The 20187-nt window shown below is 68.2% G+C and carries 19 protein-coding genes; 3 read left to right on the top strand and 16 right to left on the bottom strand.

All coding sequences use genetic code 11. The features are described 5' to 3' along the window. Positions 1 to 51: 51 nt before the first annotated feature. Positions 52 to 1089 (top strand): substrate-binding domain-containing protein, encoded by a 1038-nt coding sequence (locus AC1RSK_RS12095; RefSeq protein ID WP_492907793.1) that lies wholly within the window; start codon positions 52 to 54, stop codon positions 1087 to 1089. Positions 1090 to 1223: 134 nt separating this feature from the next. Here AC1RSK_RS12095 and AC1RSK_RS12090 read toward each other — a convergent pair whose 3' ends face one another. The 7 genes from AC1RSK_RS12090 to AC1RSK_RS12060 all read right to left on the bottom strand — a co-directional run bounded on the left by AC1RSK_RS12090 (position 1224) and on the right by AC1RSK_RS12060 (position 6017). Beyond that, positions 1224 to 2144 (bottom strand): alpha/beta hydrolase, encoded by a 921-nt coding sequence (locus tag AC1RSK_RS12090; RefSeq protein WP_492907792.1) that lies wholly within the window; start codon positions 2142 to 2144, stop codon positions 1224 to 1226. Between the two features lie 35 nt (positions 2145 to 2179). Beyond that, on the bottom strand, positions 2180 to 3577 hold the full coding sequence (lpdA, locus tag AC1RSK_RS12085) for a dihydrolipoyl dehydrogenase (protein WP_492907791.1): 1398 nt from the start codon (positions 3575 to 3577) through the stop codon (positions 2180 to 2182). An 81-nt stretch (positions 3578 to 3658) separates the two neighbouring features. Next, entirely contained in the window at positions 3659 to 4087 is a 429-nt protein-coding gene (locus AC1RSK_RS12080) for a hypothetical protein (RefSeq protein ID WP_492907790.1), read from the bottom strand. Then, positions 4084 to 4536 carry a hypothetical protein gene (locus AC1RSK_RS12075; RefSeq protein WP_492907789.1) on the bottom strand — a complete coding sequence of 151 codons (453 nt, stop codon included), beginning with the start codon at positions 4534 to 4536 and terminating at the stop codon, positions 4084 to 4086. Before AC1RSK_RS12075 ends, AC1RSK_RS12080 begins: the two co-directional genes overlap by 4 nt. 13 nt (positions 4537 to 4549) lie before the next feature. Next, the gene (locus AC1RSK_RS12070) at positions 4550 to 5089 is read right to left on the bottom strand and encodes a hypothetical protein (RefSeq protein ID WP_492907788.1); all 540 of its coding nucleotides are present in this window, start codon (positions 5087 to 5089) and stop codon (positions 4550 to 4552) included. Position 5090: 1 nt separating this feature from the next. Then, positions 5091 to 5759, bottom strand: a complete 669-nt coding sequence (locus AC1RSK_RS12065) for a hypothetical protein (protein WP_492907787.1) — start codon at positions 5757 to 5759, stop codon at positions 5091 to 5093. 69 nt (positions 5760 to 5828) lie between these two features. Beyond that, on the bottom strand, positions 5829 to 6017 hold the full coding sequence (locus tag AC1RSK_RS12060; RefSeq protein ID WP_492907786.1) for a hypothetical protein: 189 nt from the start codon (positions 6015 to 6017) through the stop codon (positions 5829 to 5831). A 231-nt stretch (positions 6018 to 6248) separates the two neighbouring features. On the opposite strand from AC1RSK_RS12060, the gene AC1RSK_RS12055 reads away from it, so the two are divergent. After that, a complete protein-coding gene (locus AC1RSK_RS12055) occupies positions 6249 to 6899 on the top strand; it encodes a Crp/Fnr family transcriptional regulator (RefSeq protein WP_492907785.1) in 651 nt (216 codons plus the stop codon). On the opposite strand, the gene AC1RSK_RS12050 is transcribed toward AC1RSK_RS12055, so the two are convergent. The 8 genes from AC1RSK_RS12050 to AC1RSK_RS12015 form a co-directional block, all read right to left on the bottom strand. Beyond that, positions 6874 to 7512, bottom strand: a complete 639-nt coding sequence (locus AC1RSK_RS12050; protein ID WP_492907784.1) for a sigma-70 family RNA polymerase sigma factor — start codon at positions 7510 to 7512, stop codon at positions 6874 to 6876. The genes AC1RSK_RS12055 and AC1RSK_RS12050 overlap by 26 nt on opposite strands. Before the next feature lie 117 nt (positions 7513 to 7629). Continuing rightward, entirely contained in the window at positions 7630 to 8274 is a 645-nt protein-coding gene (locus AC1RSK_RS12045; protein WP_492907783.1) for a hypothetical protein, read from the bottom strand. 25 nt (positions 8275 to 8299) lie between these two features. Next, entirely contained in the window at positions 8300 to 9526 is a 1227-nt protein-coding gene (gene odhB / locus AC1RSK_RS12040) for a 2-oxoglutarate dehydrogenase complex dihydrolipoyllysine-residue succinyltransferase (protein WP_492907782.1), read from the bottom strand. A gap of 51 nt (positions 9527 to 9577) precedes the next feature. Then, positions 9578 to 12541: a 2-oxoglutarate dehydrogenase E1 component gene (locus AC1RSK_RS12035; RefSeq protein ID WP_492907781.1), complete on the bottom strand. Its 2964-nt coding sequence runs from the start codon at positions 12539 to 12541 to the stop codon at positions 9578 to 9580. 255 nt (positions 12542 to 12796) lie between these two features. After that, on the bottom strand, positions 12797 to 13681 hold the full coding sequence (gene sucD, locus AC1RSK_RS12030; RefSeq protein WP_492907780.1) for a succinate--CoA ligase subunit alpha: 885 nt from the start codon (positions 13679 to 13681) through the stop codon (positions 12797 to 12799). 48 nt (positions 13682 to 13729) lie between these two features. Next, positions 13730 to 14923 (bottom strand): ADP-forming succinate--CoA ligase subunit beta, encoded by a 1194-nt coding sequence (sucC, locus tag AC1RSK_RS12025; RefSeq protein WP_492907779.1) that lies wholly within the window; start codon positions 14921 to 14923, stop codon positions 13730 to 13732. Between the two features lie 204 nt (positions 14924 to 15127). After that, positions 15128 to 16429: a spinster family MFS transporter gene (locus AC1RSK_RS12020; protein ID WP_492907778.1), complete on the bottom strand. Its 1302-nt coding sequence runs from the start codon at positions 16427 to 16429 to the stop codon at positions 15128 to 15130. Between the two features lie 90 nt (positions 16430 to 16519). Next, the gene (locus tag AC1RSK_RS12015; protein ID WP_492907777.1) at positions 16520 to 18790 is read right to left on the bottom strand and encodes a TonB-dependent receptor; all 2271 of its coding nucleotides are present in this window, start codon (positions 18788 to 18790) and stop codon (positions 16520 to 16522) included. Positions 18791 to 19099: 309 nt separating this feature from the next. Here AC1RSK_RS12015 and AC1RSK_RS12010 point away from each other — a divergent pair, with 309 nt between their 5' ends. Continuing rightward, positions 19100 to 19480, top strand: coding sequence for a hypothetical protein (locus tag AC1RSK_RS12010; protein ID WP_492907775.1), 381 nt, complete (start codon positions 19100 to 19102; stop codon positions 19478 to 19480). Here the strand turns inward: AC1RSK_RS12010 and AC1RSK_RS12005 are convergent, their stop codons facing one another. Continuing rightward, a complete protein-coding gene (locus AC1RSK_RS12005) occupies positions 19481 to 20164 on the bottom strand; it encodes a TetR/AcrR family transcriptional regulator (RefSeq protein WP_492907774.1) in 684 nt (227 codons plus the stop codon). Between the last annotated feature and the right edge of the window lie 23 nt (positions 20165 to 20187).

Genomic DNA, 20187 nt, shown 5'->3' with positions numbered 1-20187 from the left:
GACTGTCGCACAAGCTTCGTAAGGACGGTTCCGACCAAGGGGACCGTCCTGATGAAGCGCCTGCTCGCCTCCGCCATTGCCCTGATCGCCGTCGCTTCGGCGGGGACCGCCTGGGCGGCCCGCGACTATGTCTGGGCCGCGGGTTCCTCGACGGTCTTCCCCTATACGACGCGGGTGGCCGAGACCTATGCCCGCAAGACCGGCTCGCGCACCCCCAAGGTCGAGAGCCTGGGCACCGGCGGCGGCATCAAGCTGTTCTGCGGCGGGGCCGGGGACGCCTTCCCCGACATCGCCAATGCCAGCCGGCCGATGAAGAAGTCGGAATACGAGGCCTGTCAGAAGAATGGGGTGACCGACATCCTGGAGATCAAGGTCGGCTACGACGGCATCGTCCTGGCCATGGACAAGCGGGCCCCCGACTTCAATCTCAAGCTGGAGCACCTGTTCCTGGCCCTGTCGGCGGACGTGTTGCGCCAGGGGCGGTTCGAGAAGAACCCCTACCTGAACTGGAGCCAGATCGGGGCCGGCCTGCCGCCCAGCAAGATCCTGGTCTACGGCCCGCCGCCGACCAGCGGCACCCGCGACGCCTTCCTGGAACTGGGCATCGAGCACGGGGCCCAGCGCTTCGAGCTTTTGAAGGGCATGAAGAAGGACGACGAGAAGGCCTTCAAGGCCAAGGTCGATCCCCTGCGCGCCGACCGCTGGATCGACGCCGGCGAGAACGACAACGCCATCGTCCAGACCCTGACCCGCACCCCCGGCTCGGCCGGGGTGTTCGGCTATTTCTTCTACGAAGAGAACATGGACAAGGTGAAGGTGGCCTCGATCGACGGCGTGCGGCCCAGCTTCGAGACCATCGCCTCGGGCAAGTATCCGCTCAGCCGCTCGCTCTACATCTACGTCAAGAAATCGCGCCTCGACCTGACCCCGGGCCTGCGGGCCTTCGTCAAGGAATACACCTCCGATGCCGCCTCGGGGCGCGGCGGCTACCTGCAGGAACGCGGCATGATCCCCCTGCCGCCGGCCCTGCATGAGGGGGTGAAGGCGAGCTTCAAGGCGGGGACGCCGATGGCGGCGCCGAGCAAGTAATTCCACCCTCTTCTGTCATCCTCCGGCCGCGAAGCGGACCGGGGGACCCAGCTGTCCACGTGAAAATTGCCAGGAGTCTTTCCGGAGCCGTCTTGGGTCCCCCGGTCGGCCTGCGGCCGCCGGGGGATGACAGCTTATGGAGAGGTCACTTCCCGGATCCACGCTCCCGCGCCCTCCAGCGCCTTGCGGGCGGCCGTCAGTTGGCCGGACCAGGCGTGCCAGACGTGCAGCATCTCCGGCCAGATCTCCAGCCGCACCGGAACCCCGGCCATGCCGGCGGCCTCGGCGACGGCGATGCTGTCGCTCAGCAGGACCTCGGCGCCGCTGACATGGATCAGGATCGGCGCGATGCCGGCGAAATCGCCCAGCGCCGGCGAGGCGTGAGGATGGGCCGGGTCGGCCCCGTTCAGGTAGGCGGCGGCGAACTCGTCGAGGCGGGGAATGCTGATCATCGGGTCGAGGTGTTGCACCCGGTCGTAGGCGGCGCCGACCTGGGCCAGGTTGGCCCAGGGGCTGATGCAGAACAGCCCGGCCGGCTGCGGCAGGCCGGCGTCGCGCAGGGCCAGGGCCGTGGCCAGGGTCAGACCGCCACCGGCGCTGTCGCCGGCGATGACCATGCGGCCCGGATCGAGGCCGGCGTCGAGCAGGTGGCGCCAGGCCTTGACCCCGTCCTCGACGGCGGCGGGAAACGGGTTCTCCGGCCCCATGCGGTAGTCGGGCACGAGAATCGGGCAACCGGCCTCGGCGGCCAGTCGGGCGGCGGTCGGACGATGGCTCGTCGGGCTGCCGACGCAATAGCCGCCGCCGTGCAGGTAGAGGATCTGGCGGCTCTCGTCATAGCCCTGGGGCACCAGGCCCTCGGCCGCCATGCCGCCGATGTCGACGGGCACGACCAGGGTCCCCTCAGGCAGGGTTCCCAGGTCGCCGAAGCCGTCCATGGCGATGCGGCGCTCGGCCCAGGTCGGCTTGGGCGCGCCCTCCGGCGGCTGCAGCGAGGCGTAGAAGGCCCGCACCGCGCCGATCTCCGGATCGCGCCATTTGATCTCGTCGGCCATGTCCGTCCTCCCTGCTTTCCAGGGAAGGTGGAAGATCAGGCCTGCATCGTCCAGCCCTCGACGCCCATCGCCGCCTGACGGCCGGCTTCGGAGCGGGTGGGGTGGGGGTGGCAGGTGCGGGCGACGTCTTCGGATGCGGCGGCGAAAGCCATGGCCACGCAGTATTCGCCGATCATCTCGCCGGCCGCCGGGCCGATGATGTGCACCCCCAGAATCCGGTCGGTCTTGGCATCGGCCAGGACCTTGGCGAAGCCTTCGGTCTCGTGGTTGATCTTGGCCCGGCTGTTGGCCGTGAAGGGGAACTTGCCGACCTTGTAGGCGACGCCCTCGGCCTTCAGCGCATCCTCGGTCTTCCCGACCCAGGCCACCTCCGGATAGGTGTAGATGACGCCCGGCACCAGGTTGTAGTCGACATGCCCCGCCTTGCCGGCGATCAGCTCGATACAGGCGACGGCGTCCTCCTCGGCCTTGTGGGCCAGCATCGGGCCGTGGATGCAGTCGCCGATGGCCCAGACGCCGGGCGCCGAGGTCTTGAAATGGTCGGTCTCGATGACGCCGCGCTTGTCGGGGGTGATGCCGACGGTCTCCAGCCCCAGGCCCTCCGTGTACGGACGGCGGCCGATGGCCAGCAGCACGTAGTCGGCCTTGATGGTTTCGGCGTCGCCGCCGGCCGCCGGCTCGAGGGTCAGCTCGACGTCCTTCTTGCCGACCTTGGCGGCGGTGACCTTGGTCGACAGCTTGAAGGTCATGCCCTGCTTGGTCAGCGAGCGCTGGAAGGTCTTGGCCGTCTCTTCGTCGACGCCGGGGGTGATGCGCGGCAGATACTCGACGACGGTGACCTCGGCCCCCAGGCGGCGCCAGACCGAGCCCAGCTCCAGGCCGATGATGCCGGCCCCGATGACCACCAGGGACTTCGGCACCTCCGGCAGCGACAGGGCGCCGGTCGAATCGACGATCCGCGTCTGGTCGATCTCGACGCCGTTCAGCGGGGTCGGCTCCGAGCCCGTGGCGATGACGATGTGTTTGGTTTCGAGGATGGTCTCGGTCCCGTCCTCGGCCTTGACCGCCACCTTGCCCGGACCGGCGATACGGCCCCAGCCCTTCACATAGTCGGCCTTGTTCTTCTTGAAGAGGAACTCGATGCCCTTGGTCAGGGCTTCGACGCTCTCGGCCTTCTGGGCCATCATCTGGGTCAGGTTCAGCTTGGGCGTCACGTCGATGCCCAGCTTGGCGAAGTCCTTGCCGGCCAGCTCGTACATCTCGGAGGCGTGCAGCAGGGCCTTGGACGGCATGCAGCCGACGTTCAGGCAGGTGCCGCCCAGCTTGCCACGGCCTTCGACGCAGGCGACCTTGAGGCCCAGCTGTCCGGCGCGGATCGCCGCGTTGTAGCCGCCGGGGCCGCCCCCGATGATGACGACGTCGTACTGGGCCATGGGCCGCAAATCCTTCGCGTGGAAAATTGTGCGCTGCATATGGCAAATCGCGGCCCCGGTTGCGAGGCCCAACCACCGAATTCAGCGGAACAAACCGACCAGATTGCAACCCAGCACGAATGCGCTGGCCGCCATGTAGAAGAGGAAGGCATTGGTCGAGGCGCGCCGGCCACGCCGGCCGGCCTCGTCCTTGGGCGGCAGCGCCTTGCGGGCCCAGGCGAAATAGGCCCCCTGCAGCGCGCAGCAGGCCATGAAGGCGGGCGGCGCCAGGGGGCTGAGCAGGATCAGGAATATCCCGGACATCAGGGTCAGGGCCCCGACCCCGAAGATGGTCCAGCCGCGCAGCTGCTCGACGCGGTCGGTCGGCTTTTGCGTCAGGGTTTCGAGCGCCTTGTCGACGAAGACGTTCATCCGCCAGGCGTTGAGCGCCACCGCCCCGGCGAAGACGTACCAGCCGCCGAGCAGCCGGGCGACGACGGCCAGGATGGCCAGCTGATCCTGGGGTGTCATGGCGGGTTGATAAACAGATTCCAGACCATGGCCCAGATCAGGCCGAGGATCAGGAAAAGGCTTACCGCCAGCACCACGCCGGCGAACCAGGCGGCGGGGTCGGGCCACTGGCGCTTGCGGATGCCGGTGACCAGCCAGCCACCCTCGAACCCCGTGACCAGACCGACGGCCAGGGTCATGGCGGCGGCCGGGATCGATCCGGTCACCGGCGGCTCGGCTTCGGGGTCGGGCCCGGCCTCCGCGGCGATGGCCAGGATGGCCCGGCCGTCAGCCAGTTCACCGGTCGGGAGCATGACGCGGTAACCGCCAAGCGCCGACTGGGCGACCCAGTCGATGCCGCCGTAGTGCTCGTCGAACACCACCGGCGACAAGCCGGCCGAGCGCAGGGCCGAGGCGGCGACCTGGGCGTCCGATTGGGTGTGAAAGCGGGCGAGGATGGACAGGGTCATGGATGCGCCTGGGTCAGCCTCGGTTCCGGTGGGCGTCGGCCTCGCCGAGCTTCCAGCGGCGCAGGGGCAGGAACAGACAGAGCAGGGCCAGCATGGCCGCGCCTTCGATCTTCAGCATCAGGATCAGGGCCGAGGCCTCGGCCGGGCTGTAGGCACTGGTCTTCTTCAGGCCCATGAAGATCCAGAAGCCGGCCTCGAAGACGACGGCGATCAGGGCCATCGCCGCCGCGCCGGGCGGGTCGCGGAACATCCGCTGCAGGGTGCGCAGGCGCAGCGCCATCGCCCCCAGCCACACCCAGGCCGGCTCCCACAGCCAGCCTCCGGCGGCGTCGCGCAGGGTCGCGCCCCAGGGCAGGGGCGCGGTCAGCCTGGCCAGCACGGCGCGGGGCTCGCCGGCCAGGTCGGCCAGGTGCGGCGCGACATGGAACAGGGCGAAGGCCAGCACCACCGGCCCGATGATCCAGAGCCTCCAGGTCGATCGGTGGGGAGGCGCCTCGGCCGGCTGCGGATCGTGGTCGGCGAGGTCGGGATCGTCCGGGGCGTCCCTGCTCATCTCACGACTGCTCGAAGCGGATGCGCTGGCGGCTGGCCGGAGCGAACAGGACGGCGGTCAGGAACAGGAAGATGATCTCCCCGACCATCAGCTGCCAGACGCCATCGCGTTCGGCCGGGCTCCAGGCGGACAGCGCCTTGCGGCCGACCAGCAGCCAGGCGCCGCCCTCGACGACCAGGGCCGCCATCGACCAGCCGACCGCGTCGAGAATGGCCAGGTGGCTCACCCAGACCGCCCGCAGGCGCAGCGCCAGGGCCAGCAGCGTCACCCACAGGGGCGCCCACAGCCACCCGGCCAGCATCGGCTCGACCGGCGCGGCGAAGCCCGGCCCCAGGACGACGAGCGCCTTGATCAGGCTGCGCGGGTTCTGGGGCTGCAGCGCCTCGGCCAGCTGAGGAAAGGCGTAGAGGGCGGCGAAGGCCAGGAACACCGGCGCCAGCCAGACGAAGGGCGGGCCATGCACGGCCCGCCAGGCCTTGGTCTCGGCGGCCGAGGCGGCCGCATCGGCCGGGGACGCCGTCCTGGCCTTCGGCGCGCGCGGCTTCCCCGCGGCGGGCGGGTTGGGCCTGGCCCGCATGGCCCTGAAGGCCGAGACCAGGTTTCGCCACCAGACGGCCGGGCCCGACGGCTCCGGCCCGCTGATGATCGGATCGTTGTGTCGCTCGTCCATGCCGCCCCCACAGCGCCCCTGTCAGGTCAGCATGCACCAGCTGGAGGCCCAGGTCACCCGGAACGGAGTTCACCCGCGAGGGTCAGGCAGGCCGGACAGGGAGGCGCCCAGGGCGTCGTGGAATTCGCGGGCCGCGGCCGGCGTCATCGAAAAGCCGGTCGAGCCGGGCCCGAGCACCACCACCTCGCCGGCGATCAGTTCGACGTGCGGCGGGGTGTCGAAGGCCGGCAGGGCCGTGGCCGAGGGTTTGGTATTCATGCCTGGACCTCCGCTCAGTAATCCCGACGGGGTCATCATAATTCGTCTTTCCGACATAGGATATTACAATTTGACAATTTGTGTCGTTTGAAGTAATCATATGTAGTTTTCAAAACATAGAGCAGAATTTGCGGGACGCGCCGTCAAGGCGAGTTTAGAAAAAGCCCTGCATCGGCGGGGTCACAGTTGGAATTTCGAAACTTTCTTTTGTCGGCCATCGCAAATGCCGACATGGAAACCCTTGCGCCGATGCTCAGTGAAGTGTCGTTGCAGCGTGGCGAGGTGGTGTTTCCCGACGGCGGCGCGGTCTCTCACGTCTACTTCCCCAGTTCGGCCGTGCTGTCGGTGGTCACCGTCATGCAAGATGGCCGCTTCATCGAGAGCAACACCATCGGCCGCGAGGGCGGGGCCGGCCTGCTGGACGCGGCCAGCGACGCGGCCTCCTACCACCGGGTGTTCGCCCAGATTCCGGGCAGCGCCTTCCGCCTGCCGGCCGCCGCCTTCCGGACCCGGCTGGAGCAGAGCCCCGGCTTCGCCCGCCTGCTGTTCCGCCACGCCCTCGCCGACGCCGCCCAGACCCAGCAATTCGTCGCCTGCAACGTTCTGCACAGCGCCGAGCAGCGGCTGGCCCGCTGGCTGCTGATGACCGCCGACCGCACCGGCACGCGGGCCTTCTCGCTGACCCAGGACTATCTGGCGGTGATGACCGGGGTGCAGCGCACGACGATCAGCGCCATGGCCTCGGCCCTCAAGGACCGCGGCCTGATCCGCTACAGCCGGGGCAATATGGAAATCCTCGACCTGCCGGGCCTGCGCAAGGTGGCCTGCGAATGCGCCGGGGTCGCCCACGCGTTGTTCATGCTTCGCCGGGACGGCGACTGACCGAGCCCTCGCCGTCGGCCAGCCGGGCCGCCTCGCCGATGATGGCCGCGAAGGCCCGCGAAGGGGCCTGGCCGTCGGCGGCCACCTTGCCGCTCTCGACCAGGGCCAGCAGGCTGGCGCGTCCCCGGCTGAGGCGGCTCTTGATGGTGCCGATGGGCACGCCGGCCACCTCGGCGGCCGCGTCATAGGTCAGGCCGGCGGCGCAGATCAGCATGATCGCCTCGCGCTGCTCATCGGGCAGGCGGACCAGGCCGCGCCGCACGACGTCCAGCTCGAAGCGGGCTTCGGGACTGTCGGTGAAGGTCAGGTTGCGTTCGGCGACCTCTGGATCGAGCGCCGTCTCGCGGCCGGCGGCGCGGCGGGTGCTGTAGAAGCGATTGCGCAGGATGGTGAACACCCAGGCCTTGAGGTTGGTGTCGGGCTTGAAGGTGCGCCAGCTCTGCAGGGCGCGGTAGAGGGCGTCCTGGGCCAGGTCGTCGGCCTCGTCGCGGTCGCGGCAAAGCGAGCGGGCGAAGGCCCGCATGGCCGGGATCAGGTCGAGCAGCTGTTCCCGGAAGTCGATTTCCTGGCCAGCCTTCGGCGGCCCGGGAGGCGGAGGTTCGATGGTCGACATGACGCGGTCCCGACTTTTGGCCGCTCGCACGCGGCCTTTTCCAGAATGGCCGGGCGGCCGGTCGGTTCCATGAAACTCTTATGTCTAATCAACGACATAAGTTAACGCGCGACGGGTCTAGACCTCCTGCCGCCGGCGCTGGCGGTCGAACAGCCAGAGAAGCAGAAGCGGGACCAGCAGCACCGCCCCCTCGACCAGCAGCAGGGTGGCCAGCGGCCCCTGACCCTCGCCGCCCGCCCCCATGACGATCCAGGCCCCGGCGTCGAGCAGGAAGGCGGCCAGGGCCAGGCTGAGGGCGCCCATGGCCGACTTCTTGGCGGCGTTCACGGCCAGGAAGCGCAGGCCCAGGGCGATGGCCCAGACCCAGAAGGGCTCGAAGCCCCAGGCGCGGGCCGCGGGGGCCAGGAGGTCGCCAAATGGCAGGCTGCCGGCCAGGTCGAAGATCAGGTCGTCGAGGCCCATGAAGCCACTGAGGTGCGGCGAGGCGTGAAAGATGGCCAGCAGGCCGATGACCGGCGGGGCCAGGCCGTTGAGGATGCCGGGCTGCGCGGTCGCCACGTTGGCCGGCGCGCGTTTCAGGCGCGGCCGCCGTTCCTTCTTCTCTGGCCCGATCTCGACGGTGGGCGCGCGGAAGCTGACGCCGGGCGTCATTGCCGACTGGCCGATGTTCAGATCCGTCCCGCCCTGCGACCACGGCCAGGTGAACCCGCCCGGCTCGACGATCGGGCGGCGATGATCGGTGATCTTGAGAGGGCCCGACATGCCGCTCAGCATGCCGGGTACAGGGCTAGACGTCCAGCAGCAGTCGCTGCGGGTCCTCGATGGCTTCCTTGACCTTGACCAGGAAGGTCACGGCGCCCTGGCCGTCGACGACGCGGTGATCGTAAGAGAGCGCCAAGTACATCATCGGGCGGATGACGATCTGGCCGTTCACCACCATCGGCCGCTCCTGGATCTTGTGCATGCCCAGGATGCCCGACTGCGGGGCGTTGAGGATCGGCGTCGACATCAGCGAGCCGTAGACCCCGCCGTTGGAGATGGTGAAGGTGCCGCCCTGCATGTCCTCGATGGCCAGCTGGCCGTCGCGAGCCTTCTTGCCGAGGGCGCCGATCGCCTTCTCGATGCCGGCGAGCGACATCGTGTCGGCGTCACGGACGACCGGAACCACCAGGCCCTTCTCGGTGCCGACGGCGACGCCGATGTCGTAGTGGTTCTTGTAGATCAGGTCCTGGCCGTCGATCTCGGCGTTGACGTCCGGGATGGCCTTCAGGGCCGCGACGCAGGCGCGGACGAAAAAGCTCATGAAGCCCAGCTTGACGCCGTGGGTCTTCTCGAAGGTGTCCTTGTACTGATTGCGCAGGGCCATGACCGCGCTCATGTCCACCTCGTTGAAGGTGGTCAGCATGGCGGCGTTGTTCTGCGCCTCCTTCAGCCGGCGGGCGATGGTCTGGCGCAGGCGGGTCATGCGGACCCGCTCCTCGCGCTCGTGGATGGCCCGGGCGGCGGCCGGGGCCGGCGCGGGGGCCGGGGCGGCGGCGCGAGCGTCGAGGGCGGCCAGGGCGTCGCCCTTGGTGATGCGGCCGTCCTTGCCGGTTCCGGCGACGCCGGCCGGGTCGAGGCCGGTCTCACTGACGATGCGCTGCACCGACGGGGCCAGCGGCTTGTCGTCAGCCTTGGCCGCCGCGGGGGCAGGGGCAGGAGCCGGCTTCGGGGCCTCCACCTTCGGGGCCGGTGCCGCTTCAGCCTTGGGCGCTTCCGCCTTAGGCGCCGCGGCCGCGCCGCCGGCGGTCACCACGCCCAGCACGGCGCCGGGGACGACGGTGTCGCCGTCGTTGGCGGCGATGCTTTCCAGCACCCCGTCGGCCGGGCTGGCGACTTCCAGGCTGACCTTGTCGGTTTCCAGTTCGACGAGGATTTCGTCCCGCTTCACCGCATCGCCCGGCTTCTTCTTCCAGCTGGCGACCGTCGCTTCGGTGACGGATTCGCCCAGGGCGGGGGTCATGATGTCGGCCATAGATCCTTACTCGTCTTGTCTGTTCGGTCGCCGGACGACGCCGGCATGGTTTTAGGCGAAGGCGTCGTTGAGGAACGCTTCGAGTTCTCTCATGTGCCGGCTCATCATGCCGGCGGCGGTGGAGGCGCTGGCCGGGCGGCCGATGTAGCGGGCCCGCTTGGCCTTCAGCTTCATGCGCTCCAGGGTCAGTTCCAGCCAGGGGTCGACGAAGGTCCAGCCGCCCATGTTCTTCGGCTCTTCCTGCACCCAGACCAGCTCGGCGTTCTTGAAGCGGCCCAGCACCTGCATGACCGACTTCAGCGGCCAGGGGTAAAACTGCTCGATGCGCATGATGTAGACGTCGTCGCGGCCGGCCTTGGCCCGCGCCTCGACCAGGTCGAAGTAGACCTTACCCGAGCAGGCGATGACGCGGGTGATCTTGTCGTCGCTCTGCAGGGTGACGCCGCCGACGTCGCAGCCGGCCTCGGCCCCGTCGACCATCACCCGATGGAAGCTGCCCGATTCGGCCATGTCCTCGAGGTTGGACACCGCCTTCTTGTGGCGCAGCAGGCTCTTGGGCGTCATGACGATCAGGGGCTTGCGGAACTCACGGTGCATCTGCCGGCGCAGGGCGTGGAAGTAGTTGGCCGGGGTCGAGCAGTTGACCACCTGCATGTTGTCCTCGGCGCAGGACTGCAGGAAGCGCTCCAGCCGGGCCGAGCTGTGCTCGGGGCCCTGGCCCTCGTAGCCGTGGGGGAGAAGCATGACGAGGCCGCTCATCCGCAGCCATTTGCGCTCGCCCGAGGCGATGAACTGGTCGATGACCACCTGGGCCCCGTTCACGAAGTCGCCGAACTGGGCCTCCCACAGGGTCAGGGTGTTGGGATCGGCCAGGGAGAAGCCGTACTCGAAGCCGAGCACCGCCTCCTCCGACAGCAGGCTGTCGATGACCTCGTACGGCGCCTGGCCGGGGCGCAGGTTGTTCAGCGCCGTGTAGTGTTCCTCCGTGGTCTGATCGATCAGGTCGGAGTGGCGCTGGGTGAAGGTGCCGCGCACGCTGTCCTGGCCGCTGAGGCGGACCGGATAACCCTCGTCCAGCAGGGTGGCGAAGGCCAGGTGTTCGGCCAGGGCCCAGTCGATGCCCTCGCCGGCGTCGATGGCGGCGCGGCGGTTCTCGACCATGCGCTTGACGGTCTTGTGGACGTCGACGCCGCCCGGCACGGCGGTGATCTTGCGGCCCAGGTCGAGCAGCTTCTGCAGCGGCACGCCGGTCTTGCCCCGGCGCTCTTCGTCGCCCGGCAGGGTCAGGCCGGCCCATTTGCCGTCCAGCCAGTCGGCCTTGTCGGCCTTGTAGGCTTTGCCGCCCTCGAACTCGGCGTCGAGGAAGTCGTCGAATTCCTTGATCCAGGTGTCGACGTCGGCCTGGGTGGCGACGCCCTCCTCGATCAGGCGGCTCGAATAGAGTTCGCGGGTCGAGGGATGGCCCTTGATGCGTGCGTACATCAGCGGCTGGGTCATCGTCGGGTCGTCGCCCTCGTTGTGACCGAACCGGCGGTAGCAGAACATGTCGATGACCACGTCCTTGCCGAACTGCTGGCGGTACTCGGTGGCCACCTTGGCGGCGTAGACGACCGCTTCGGGGTCATCGCCGTTGACGTGCAGGATCGGCGCCTCGACCATCAGCGCCACGTCCGACGGATAGGGGCTGGTGCGGCTGTAGTGCGGCGCCGTCGTGAAGCCGATCTGGTTGTTGACGATGAAGTGGATGGTGCCGCCGGTGCGGTAGCCCTTCAGGCCCGACAGGGCGAAGCACTCGGCCACCACGCCCTGGCCGGCGAAGGCGGCGTCGCCGTGCAGCAGCAGCGGCAGCACATGGGTGCGGCCGGCGTCCGGCGTTTCGCGCAGGGTGAAGGCCTGCTTGGCGCGGGCCTTGCCCAGCACCACCGGGTTGACGATTTCCAGGTGCGACGGGTTGGCGGTCAGCGACAGGTGGACGTTGTTGCCGTCGAACGACCGGTCCGACGAGGCGCCCATGTGGTACTTCACGTCGCCCGAACCCTCGACGTCCGACGGCAGGCTGGTGCCGCCTTGGAACTCGTGGAAGATGACGTGGTAGGGCTTGCCCATCACGGCGGCCAGGACGTTCAGGCGGCCGCGGTGCGGCATGCCCAGCACGATGTCCTTCACGCCAAGCGCGCCGCCGCGCTTGATGATCTGTTCCAGCGCCGGGATGCAGGCCTCAGCCCCGTCCAGGCCGAAACGCTTGGTGCCGGGGAAACGCTTGTGCAGGAAGCGTTCGAAGCCCTCGGCCTCGATCAGCTTCTTGAGGATGGCGATCTTGCCCTCCTTGCTGAAGGTGATCTCCTTGTCGCGACCCTCGATCCGCTCCTGGATCCAGCCCTTCTCCTGCGGGTTGGAGATGTGCATGTACTGCACGCCGACGTTGCCGCAGTAGGTCCGGCGGACGATCTCGAGGATCTCGCGCAGGGTCGAGGTTTCCAGGCCGAGCACGAAGTCGAGGAAGATCGGCCGGTCGAGGTCGGCCTCGGTGAAGCCGTAGCTCGACGGCTCCAACTCGCTGGCGTCGCCGGGGGTGATGGCGATGCCCAGCGGGTCGAGGTTGGCCTTCAGGTGGCCCCGCATCCGGTAGGCGCGGATCATCATGATGGCGCGCAGACTGTCGGTGGTGGCGGCGCGGATGGCCTCGACGCTGGCCGTCGGGCTCTTGGTCTCGATGGCCTTGCCCAGCTTGGCCTCGATGGCGGGGGCGGCCGGCCATTGGCCATCCAGGGCCGGCAACCAGTCGGGGCGGACGCCAGCCGGACGGTTGGGGGTCCAGGCCGGTTTGGCGGCATTGGCCTTGATGGTCTGGGCCTGGTCGGTGAGACTGGCGAAGAAGGCCTGCCAGGAGGTGTCGACGGAGGCCGGATTCTCGGCCCAGCGGGCGTGCAGGTCTTCGACGTAATCGGCGTTGCCGCCGTAGAGGAAGGAAGTTTCGGTCAGGATCTGATTGATGTGACCTGCGTCGTCCGCCATTGCACTCGCGCCAGTTTGCGCCGCCCGCTGAAGGGGCGGCCTTGGAATGGGGCCTCATATAGGCCGGTCGCCCATGAATGGGGAGATAAACCAAGCGATTTTGTTGGGTTTTTTCGCGATATGAGTCCTTCTCCGGCCTTCGGGGAGAAGGTGGCCCTCGCAGGGGGGCGGATGGGGGCAGAACCGCCCCCCAAACGACAACGCCGGCGGTCATCTCTGACCGCCGGCGTCAAAAGTCGCTGAGGCGAAAGGCGCCTAACCCTTGAGCACTTCCATCAGGGTCTCACCCAGCCGCGCCGGCGAGGGCGAGACGCGGATGCCGGCCGCTTCCATGGCGGCGGTCTTGTCGCCCGCGCCGCCCTTGCCGCCGGAGATGATCGCGCCGGCGTGGCCCATGCGGCGGCCGGGAGGGGCGGTGACGCCGGCGATGAAGCCGACCATCGGCTTCCAGCGACCCTTCTTGCGCTCATCGGCGATGAACTGGGCGGCGTCCTCTTCGGCGCTGCCGCCGATTTCGCCGATCATGATGATCGACTTGGTCGCCTCGTCGGCCAGGTACATCTCGAGGATGTCGATGAACTCGGTGCCCTTGACGGGGTCGCCGCCGATGCCGACGGCCGAGGTCTGGCCGAGGCCGACGTTGGTGGTCTGGAACACCGCCTCATAGGTCAGGGTGCCCGACCGCGAGACGACGCCGACGCTGCCGGCCGAGAAGATCGAGCCCGGCATGATGCCGATCTTGCACTGGTTGGGGGTCAGGACGCCCGGGCAGTTGGGCCCGATCAGCCGCGATTTGGACCCGGCCAGGGCGCGCTTGACCTTGATCATGTCCGAGACCGGGATGCCCTCGGTGATGCAGACGATCAGCGGCACCTCGGCGTCGATGGCCTCGCAGATGGAGTCGGCGGCGAAGGGCGGCGGCACATAGATGACGCTGGCGTCGGCCCCGGTGCGCTCGACGGCCTCGGCGACGGTGTCGAACACCGGCAGGCCGACGTGGGTGGTGCCGCCCTTGCCGGGGGTGACGCCGCCGACCATTTGGGTGCCGTAGGCGATGGCCTGTTCGGTGTGGAAGGTCCCCTGGCTGCCGGTGATGCCCTGGCAGATGACCTTGGTGTTCTTGTCGATGAGAATGGACATACGGGCTCTCTAGCCTTGAATTTCAGTGACGGGCGAAGCGCGCGGGTCCTACCCGCGCACCGCCTTGACGATCTTCTCGGCCCCATCGCTGAGGTCGTTGGCGGCGATGACGTTGAGGCCGCTTTCCCGGATGATCTGCTTGCCGAGTTCGACGTTGGTGCCTTCCAGGCGGACCACCAGCGGAACCTGCAGCCCGACTTCCTTGACCGCGGCGATGACGCCCTCGGCGATGATGTCGCAGCGCATGATGCCGCCGAAGATGTTGACCAGGATGCCTTTGACGTTCGGGTCGGCGGTGATGATCTTGAAGGCCGCGGTGACCTTCTCCTTGCTGGCGCCGCCGCCGACATCGAGGAAGTTGGCCGGCTCGGCGCCGTACAGCTTGATGATGTCCATGGTCGCCATGGCCAGGCCCGCGCCGTTGACCATGCAGCCGATCTCGCCGTCGAGGGCGATGTAGCTGAGGTCGTACTTGCTGGCCTCGATCTCCTTCTCGTCCTCCTCGGTCTCGTCGCGCAGGGCGACGATGTCGGGATGCCGGAACAGGGCGTTGCCGTCGAAGCTGATCTTGGCGTCGAGGACGCGCAGGTGCTGGTCCTCGGTGATGATCAGCGGGTTGATCTCCAGCATCTCCATGTCCTTGCCAACAAAGGCGGCATAGAGCTGGCCGAGGATGACGCCGGCTTCCTTGGCCAGGCCGCCGGTCAGTTCCAGCGACTTGGCCAGGGTGCGGCCGTGGTGCGGCATGACGCCGGTGGCCGGGTCGATGCTGAAGGTGTGGATCATGTGCGGCCGGTTGTGGGCCACTTCCTCGATGTCCATGCCGCCCTCGGTGGAGGCGACGACCGACACCCGGCTGGTCTCGCGATCGACCAGCAGCGACAGGTAGAATTCCTTGTCGATGTCCGAGCCGTCCTCGATGTAGAGGCGGTTGACCTGCTTGCCCTTGGGGCCGGTCTGATGGGTGACCAGCACCCGGCCGAGCATCTCCTCGGCGTTCTTGCGGACCTCTTCGACCGTCTTGACGACGCGGACGCCGCCCTTGCTGTCGGGGCCCAGGCCTTCGAAGCGGCCCTTGCCGCGGCCGCCGGCGTGGATCTGGCTTTTGACGACGAAGATCTTGCCACCCAGCCGCTCGGCGGCGGAGGCGGCTTCGTCGGGGGTCAGGGCGGGGAAGCCCTTGGAGACGGGAGCGCCGAACTCGGCGAGGACGGCCTTGGCCTGGTATTCGTGAATGTTCATCGCTGGAAGGAGCTCGCCTTGTGCGGTGGGGCGCCCGCCTTGATCACGGACGGGGCCTTATAGGCGCCGCACCTAACGGCAGGCAAGCCGCCGGAAAAGAACGAAAAGACAAACCCCGCGAGGCGGCCTCGCGGGGTTTTCGATGCTTGACGTTCGCGGAAAGTGGGGGCGGTTTCGCCCCGTACGAGCGATGGTGCGCTGCGTTCAGTCGACCCAGTCGCGCTGTAGACGCCGGCTAGCGGCGAAGAACAGGGCGGCGCTGACCAGGTAGAAGCAGAGGCCGCTGTAGATCGACCAGCGTAGCGCCTCGGCCCCGAAGTGCGGCGTCAGGAGGTCGGAGACGGCCCCGAAATAGTAGGTGCCCAGGCCCAGGCCGATCAGGTTGTTGATGAACAGGAAGCAGGCCGAGGCGGTCGAGCGCATGCGGCCGGGGACCAGGTGTTGGATCGAGGTGATGATCGGCCCCAGCCAGACCAGGTTCAGCCCCTGGGGAATGAGGAACAGGAAGAAGGCCAGCCAGAGGTTGGAGGCGTTGATGGCCAGGAAGAAGCAGGGGAAGGCGACCAGGAAGGCGATGGCCGCCACCAGGGGATAGGCGCCCTTGTTCTTGCCGCCCAGCCGGTCGCCCAGCCAGCCGCCGAGCCAGACCCCCGCCGTGCCGCCGATCAGGGCCAGGGCCCCGAGGAACAGCGAGCGGTCGACCAGGCTGAGGCCCAGGCTGCGCTCGAAGAAGCTGGGCAGCCAGAAGGCGATGCCGTAGCCGCAGACGCTGGAGGCCGCCGCGCCGAGCGACAGCAGCCAGAAGCTGGGCTTGGCCAGCAGGGTGCTCAGCACCTCGCTCATGCGGGGCGCGGCCTCCGGCGCCTTCAGCGGCTCGTCGACCGCATGGCCCTCGGCGTCGAAGGCGCCGCCGCGCTTGGGGTCCTTCACCGTCAGCTTGAAGATCGGGGCGATGATGACGCCGGCCAGGCCGACGGCGATGAAGGCGGTGCGCCAGTCGATGGCCGCCGCGATCAGCCCGCCGAACAGGATGCCGGCCGCCGTGCCGATCGGGATGCCGAAGCTGTAGGCGGCCAGGGCCCGGGCCCGCTGGTTGGGTGGAAAGTAGTCGGCGATCAGGCTGTAGGCCGGGGCGGTGCCGCCGGCCTCGCCGACCCCGACGCCCATGCGGCAGAGGAACAGGCTCCAGAACCCGGTCGCCAGGCCGCAGGCGGCGGTGAAGCCGCTCCACACGGTCAGCGCCGCGGTCATGATCCAGCTGCGGCTCTTGCGATCGGCCAGCCAGGCCACCGGGATGCCGAGCGCGGTGTAGAACAGGGCGAAGGCCAGCCCGCCCATCAGGCCCAGCTGGCTGTCGGTCAGCCCCAGGTCCTTCTTGATCGACCCGGCCAGGATGCCGAGGATCTGCCGGTCCAGGAAGTTGAAGGTGTAGACGACAATCAGGATCGCCAGGACGTAGATGCGATACCCGGACCCGCTCTTGGCGGGGGCAGCGGCGGCGGTCATCGGCGTCTCCGGATTTTTACTGTCTCTACAAAAAGAAAAAGGGGCGGCCCGTTTCCAGGCCGCCCCCTTCAAGGTTGGTCTACAGGAATATCAGAGCTTCCACTCGATCCCGAGCGTCCAGGTCGCCGGGTTGCCGTAGAAGCCGACCACCGAGTTGCCGAACAGCACGCCGGCCGTCTGCGGGAAGTTATAGCCGCCGATGCGGTAGCGCTCGTCGGTGATGTTCTTGCCGGTCAGGCTGACCTTCCAGTTGCCGCCCGGAGCGACCCAGTTGGCGTTGAAGTCGTACAGCCAGTAGCTCTCCTGATCGATGGCCGGGGCGGCGAACTCGAACATCTGCGAGCTGCCGCGGAACGAAGCCGACGGGGTCAGCGACAGCGTGCCGCCGGCCACGTCGTCCAAGGTCCAGGTGGCGTTGTAGTTCATCGTCCATTCGGGCGCGTTCTGCAGATCCGCGATGGAGGCGACGTTCACGTTCGCGCCGCCGACGGGCACCACGGTCCCGTCGATGGGGTTGATCGTGCCGCCCGCGAAGAAGCGGTTGAACTCCTTGAACTCAGCATCGAGGTAGCCGATCGCCGTGCCGACGGAGAAGTTGTCGGTGAACCGCAGGCGGCTCTCGAACTCCCAGCCCCACATTTCCGAGCTGCCGACGTTGGCGACGACGCTGGCGATGCTGGCGCCGGGACCCGGGGCCTGGGTGGGCACCTGCTGGTTCTTGTAGTCGGCCTTGAACAGGTCGGTCGCGAAGGTGATGCGGCCGTCGTAGAGGCTGCCCTTCAGGCCGATTTCGTAGCTGTCGACCGTTTCGGGGTCATAGCCATCGACCGTCGTCGGCGTCAGGATGACGTCGCCGCGCATGTCGAAGCCGCCCGACTTGAAGCCCTTGCTGTAGGAGATGTAGGTCGTCAGGTCCTCGGTCAGGTCGTAGCTCAGGCTGACCCGCGGGGTGAACTCCTCGAAGGTGTTCTCGTTGGTGTAGTTCGAGCGGACCAGCAGCGGCGCGCGCACCGTGCCGCCCAGCAGCGGACTGCGGACGGCGCCCAGGTAGTTGGCGCGGAAGACGGTGCCTTCCTTTTCGTCGCGGGTCCAGCGGCCGCCGATCGACGCCTTCAGGCTGTCGGTGAAGTCGATGCTGACATCGGCGAACACGGCGATCGACTTGGTGTCGACGGCGCCGGCGGTGCCGATGACGATGCCGGCCTGGCTGAGGATGGTGTCGAAGGCGCCTTCGGCGTGACCGTCGAAGTAGTAGATGCCGGCGACGCCCTGCACGCGGTCGCCGGTGTAGGTCAGCTGGAATTCCTGGCTGAGCTGGTCGTCGGCGTAGCGGCCCGGAATGTCCAGGATGGCGGCGGGCAGGCCGTCGAAGTCGATGACCGTGGTGGTCTCGCCCTCACGGTAGGCGGTGATCGACTTGAAGGTCAGGGTGTCGCTGATGTCCCATTGGGCGGTCAGCGACAGGCCCTTGGTCTCGACGCTGTTGCTGTCGCCGATGCCGGCCTTGGTGTCGTAGACGCTGCCCAGGGGGGCACCGCCGGCGATCGGGACGCCGCCGCTGTTGAGCGCCTGCACTTCGCGGTAGCCGTGACGCGGGTTGGAATCGTCCTTCACCCAGTCGCCGGCGACGCGGAACGACAGGGCCTCGGACGGCCGCCATTCGGCCGACACGCGGGCCGCGGTGACGTCCTTGTTGTAGTGATCAGCGCCGGTGGTCAGGTTCTCGCCGAAGCCGTCGCGGTCGTACTTGGCGACGGCCGCGCCGATGGCGAAGGTCTCGCCGATCGGCAGCGAGCCGGAGGCGATCAGGTCGACCTGGTTGAAGCTGCCGTAGGCGCCCTTCAGGCTCAGCTCCGGCTCGTCCGACAGGCGCTTGGTGACGTACTTGATGGCGCCGCCGATGGTGTTGCGGCCGTACAGGGTGCCCTGCGGCCCCCGCAGCACTTCGACGCGCTGGACGTCGAAGACATCGAGCACGGCGGCCTGCGGACGGGCGACATAGACGTCGTCGACATAGAGGCCGACGCCGGGCTCGAAGCCCCACAGCGGGTCCTGCTGGCCGATGCCGCGGATGAAGCTGATCAGGGTCGAGTTGGAGCCCCGGGCGACCTGCACGGTGGCGTTGGGGGTGATCTGCTGGATGATGGTGATGTCCGTGCCGCCCTGGCGCTCCAGGGCCGCTTCGCCGACCGCCGAGACGGCGACGGGCACGTCCTTCAGGTTTTCTTCCCGCCGGCGGGCGGTGATGACGACTTCGTCGACGCTGGCGCCTTCGGCGGGAACGTCTTGCGCATAGGCGCCGGCGCTTGCCGCGCCCCAGGCCGCACCGGCCAGCAACATGGCTTTCCACATGGTCTTCATAGTCGCCCTCCCTGGGAGCGTCGGCTTCGGACCTTTCGGGAGGTCCAGTGGTCCGTTGGCGGACGCTGTTGATTACGAGAAATTCACCGAAACGCGAATTATCGCCGACCATCAGTCAGGACGGCCTCGCGCGCAACGGCGGCCTGCCGCTGGAAGGGGCGTTGCCGACCCTTTTTTCACCACATGATGAATTGGCGCCACACCGGACGGTCGGATTTGGGCAGGGCGGTCGAAAACACCCCCCAAAGCGAGGATGTGGGTCGATCCGGCGACCTGCAGACTGACCGCATGAACAAGGAAAGCTCGTCAATGCGTATCCTCGCGCTCGGCCTCGCCGCCAGCCTGCTCGCCGCCCCCGCCTTCGCCCAGGAATGGACGGCGGACAAGGTCACCTGCGTCGGGGCCTATGGCGCCCTGACCCATGAGGCCGCCTCGATCGCCGCCTGGCGTCCACAGCTCGGCGGGGCGACAAACCTCACGACCATCGACTGGGGCGCGCGGCGGGTGAAGTTGCTGAACGGCGGCGTCGCCACCGAGGCGGCCGCCAAGGTCTATGAGGACAATTTCCGCCAGATGCTGCGCAAGGACCGCATCGACAACGTGGCCCAGGGCACCGGCGTGGTCATCGAGCTGTCGATGCGCTGCGACGCCGCCTTCGGCTACGCGCCGACCTTCGTCATCCCGGGATAGCTAGCGGACCAGCGCCTCGAAGCCGGCCGCGCAGTAGCGGTACAGCCGCGCCCGGATCGCCTCCAGGTCGCTGGAGTGGCACAGGCCCTCCGACAGCTGGTCGATGCGGCCGGTCTCCGACAGGGCCAGCATCATCGAGCCGGTGAGGAACTGGTAGCCCCAGTAGAGATCGGCCAGCTCGGCCTCGGGCTTGGCCCGCTTGAGGGTGTCGACCAGCTGGTGCACCACCGGATCGAAGAAGCGGTGCATGGTCTCGCCGCCCCAGGCCGGGGTGTTGTTCACCTGGGCCACCAGGGCGAAATAGTTTTTCCAGCCCGAGCCGCCGGTCAGCGACCGCTCGATCAGGGGATCGATGAAGGCGGTGATCACCCCCAGCGGCGTCATTCGGCCGGGGTTAGCCGCCTCATAGGCGTCCATGGAGGCCTTGCGGTCGCTGTTGAGGATCTCGGCCCGGCGCAGGAAGACGGCGTCGAACAGCTCGCGCTTGGCCCCGAAATAGTAGTGGATCAGGGCGGTGTCGACGCCGGCCTCGGCCGCCACCTGGCGGGTGGTCACCCCGTAGAAGCCGTGCCGCGCGAACAGGCCTTCGGCGGCGTCCAGGATGGCCTGGCGCATGTCGCTGCCGGTGGATTTCGCCGGCCGCCCCCGCCCGTCCTTGCGTGGCCTGCCCCGTGTCGCGGTCATGGAAAACACCGATAGGCCGCACC

The sequence above is a fragment of the Caulobacter sp. GW821-FHT11A05 genome (genome assembly GCF_058809015.1).
The sequence above is the reverse complement of the archived record's forward strand: the minus strand, read 5'-3'. Positions and strand labels throughout refer to the sequence as shown.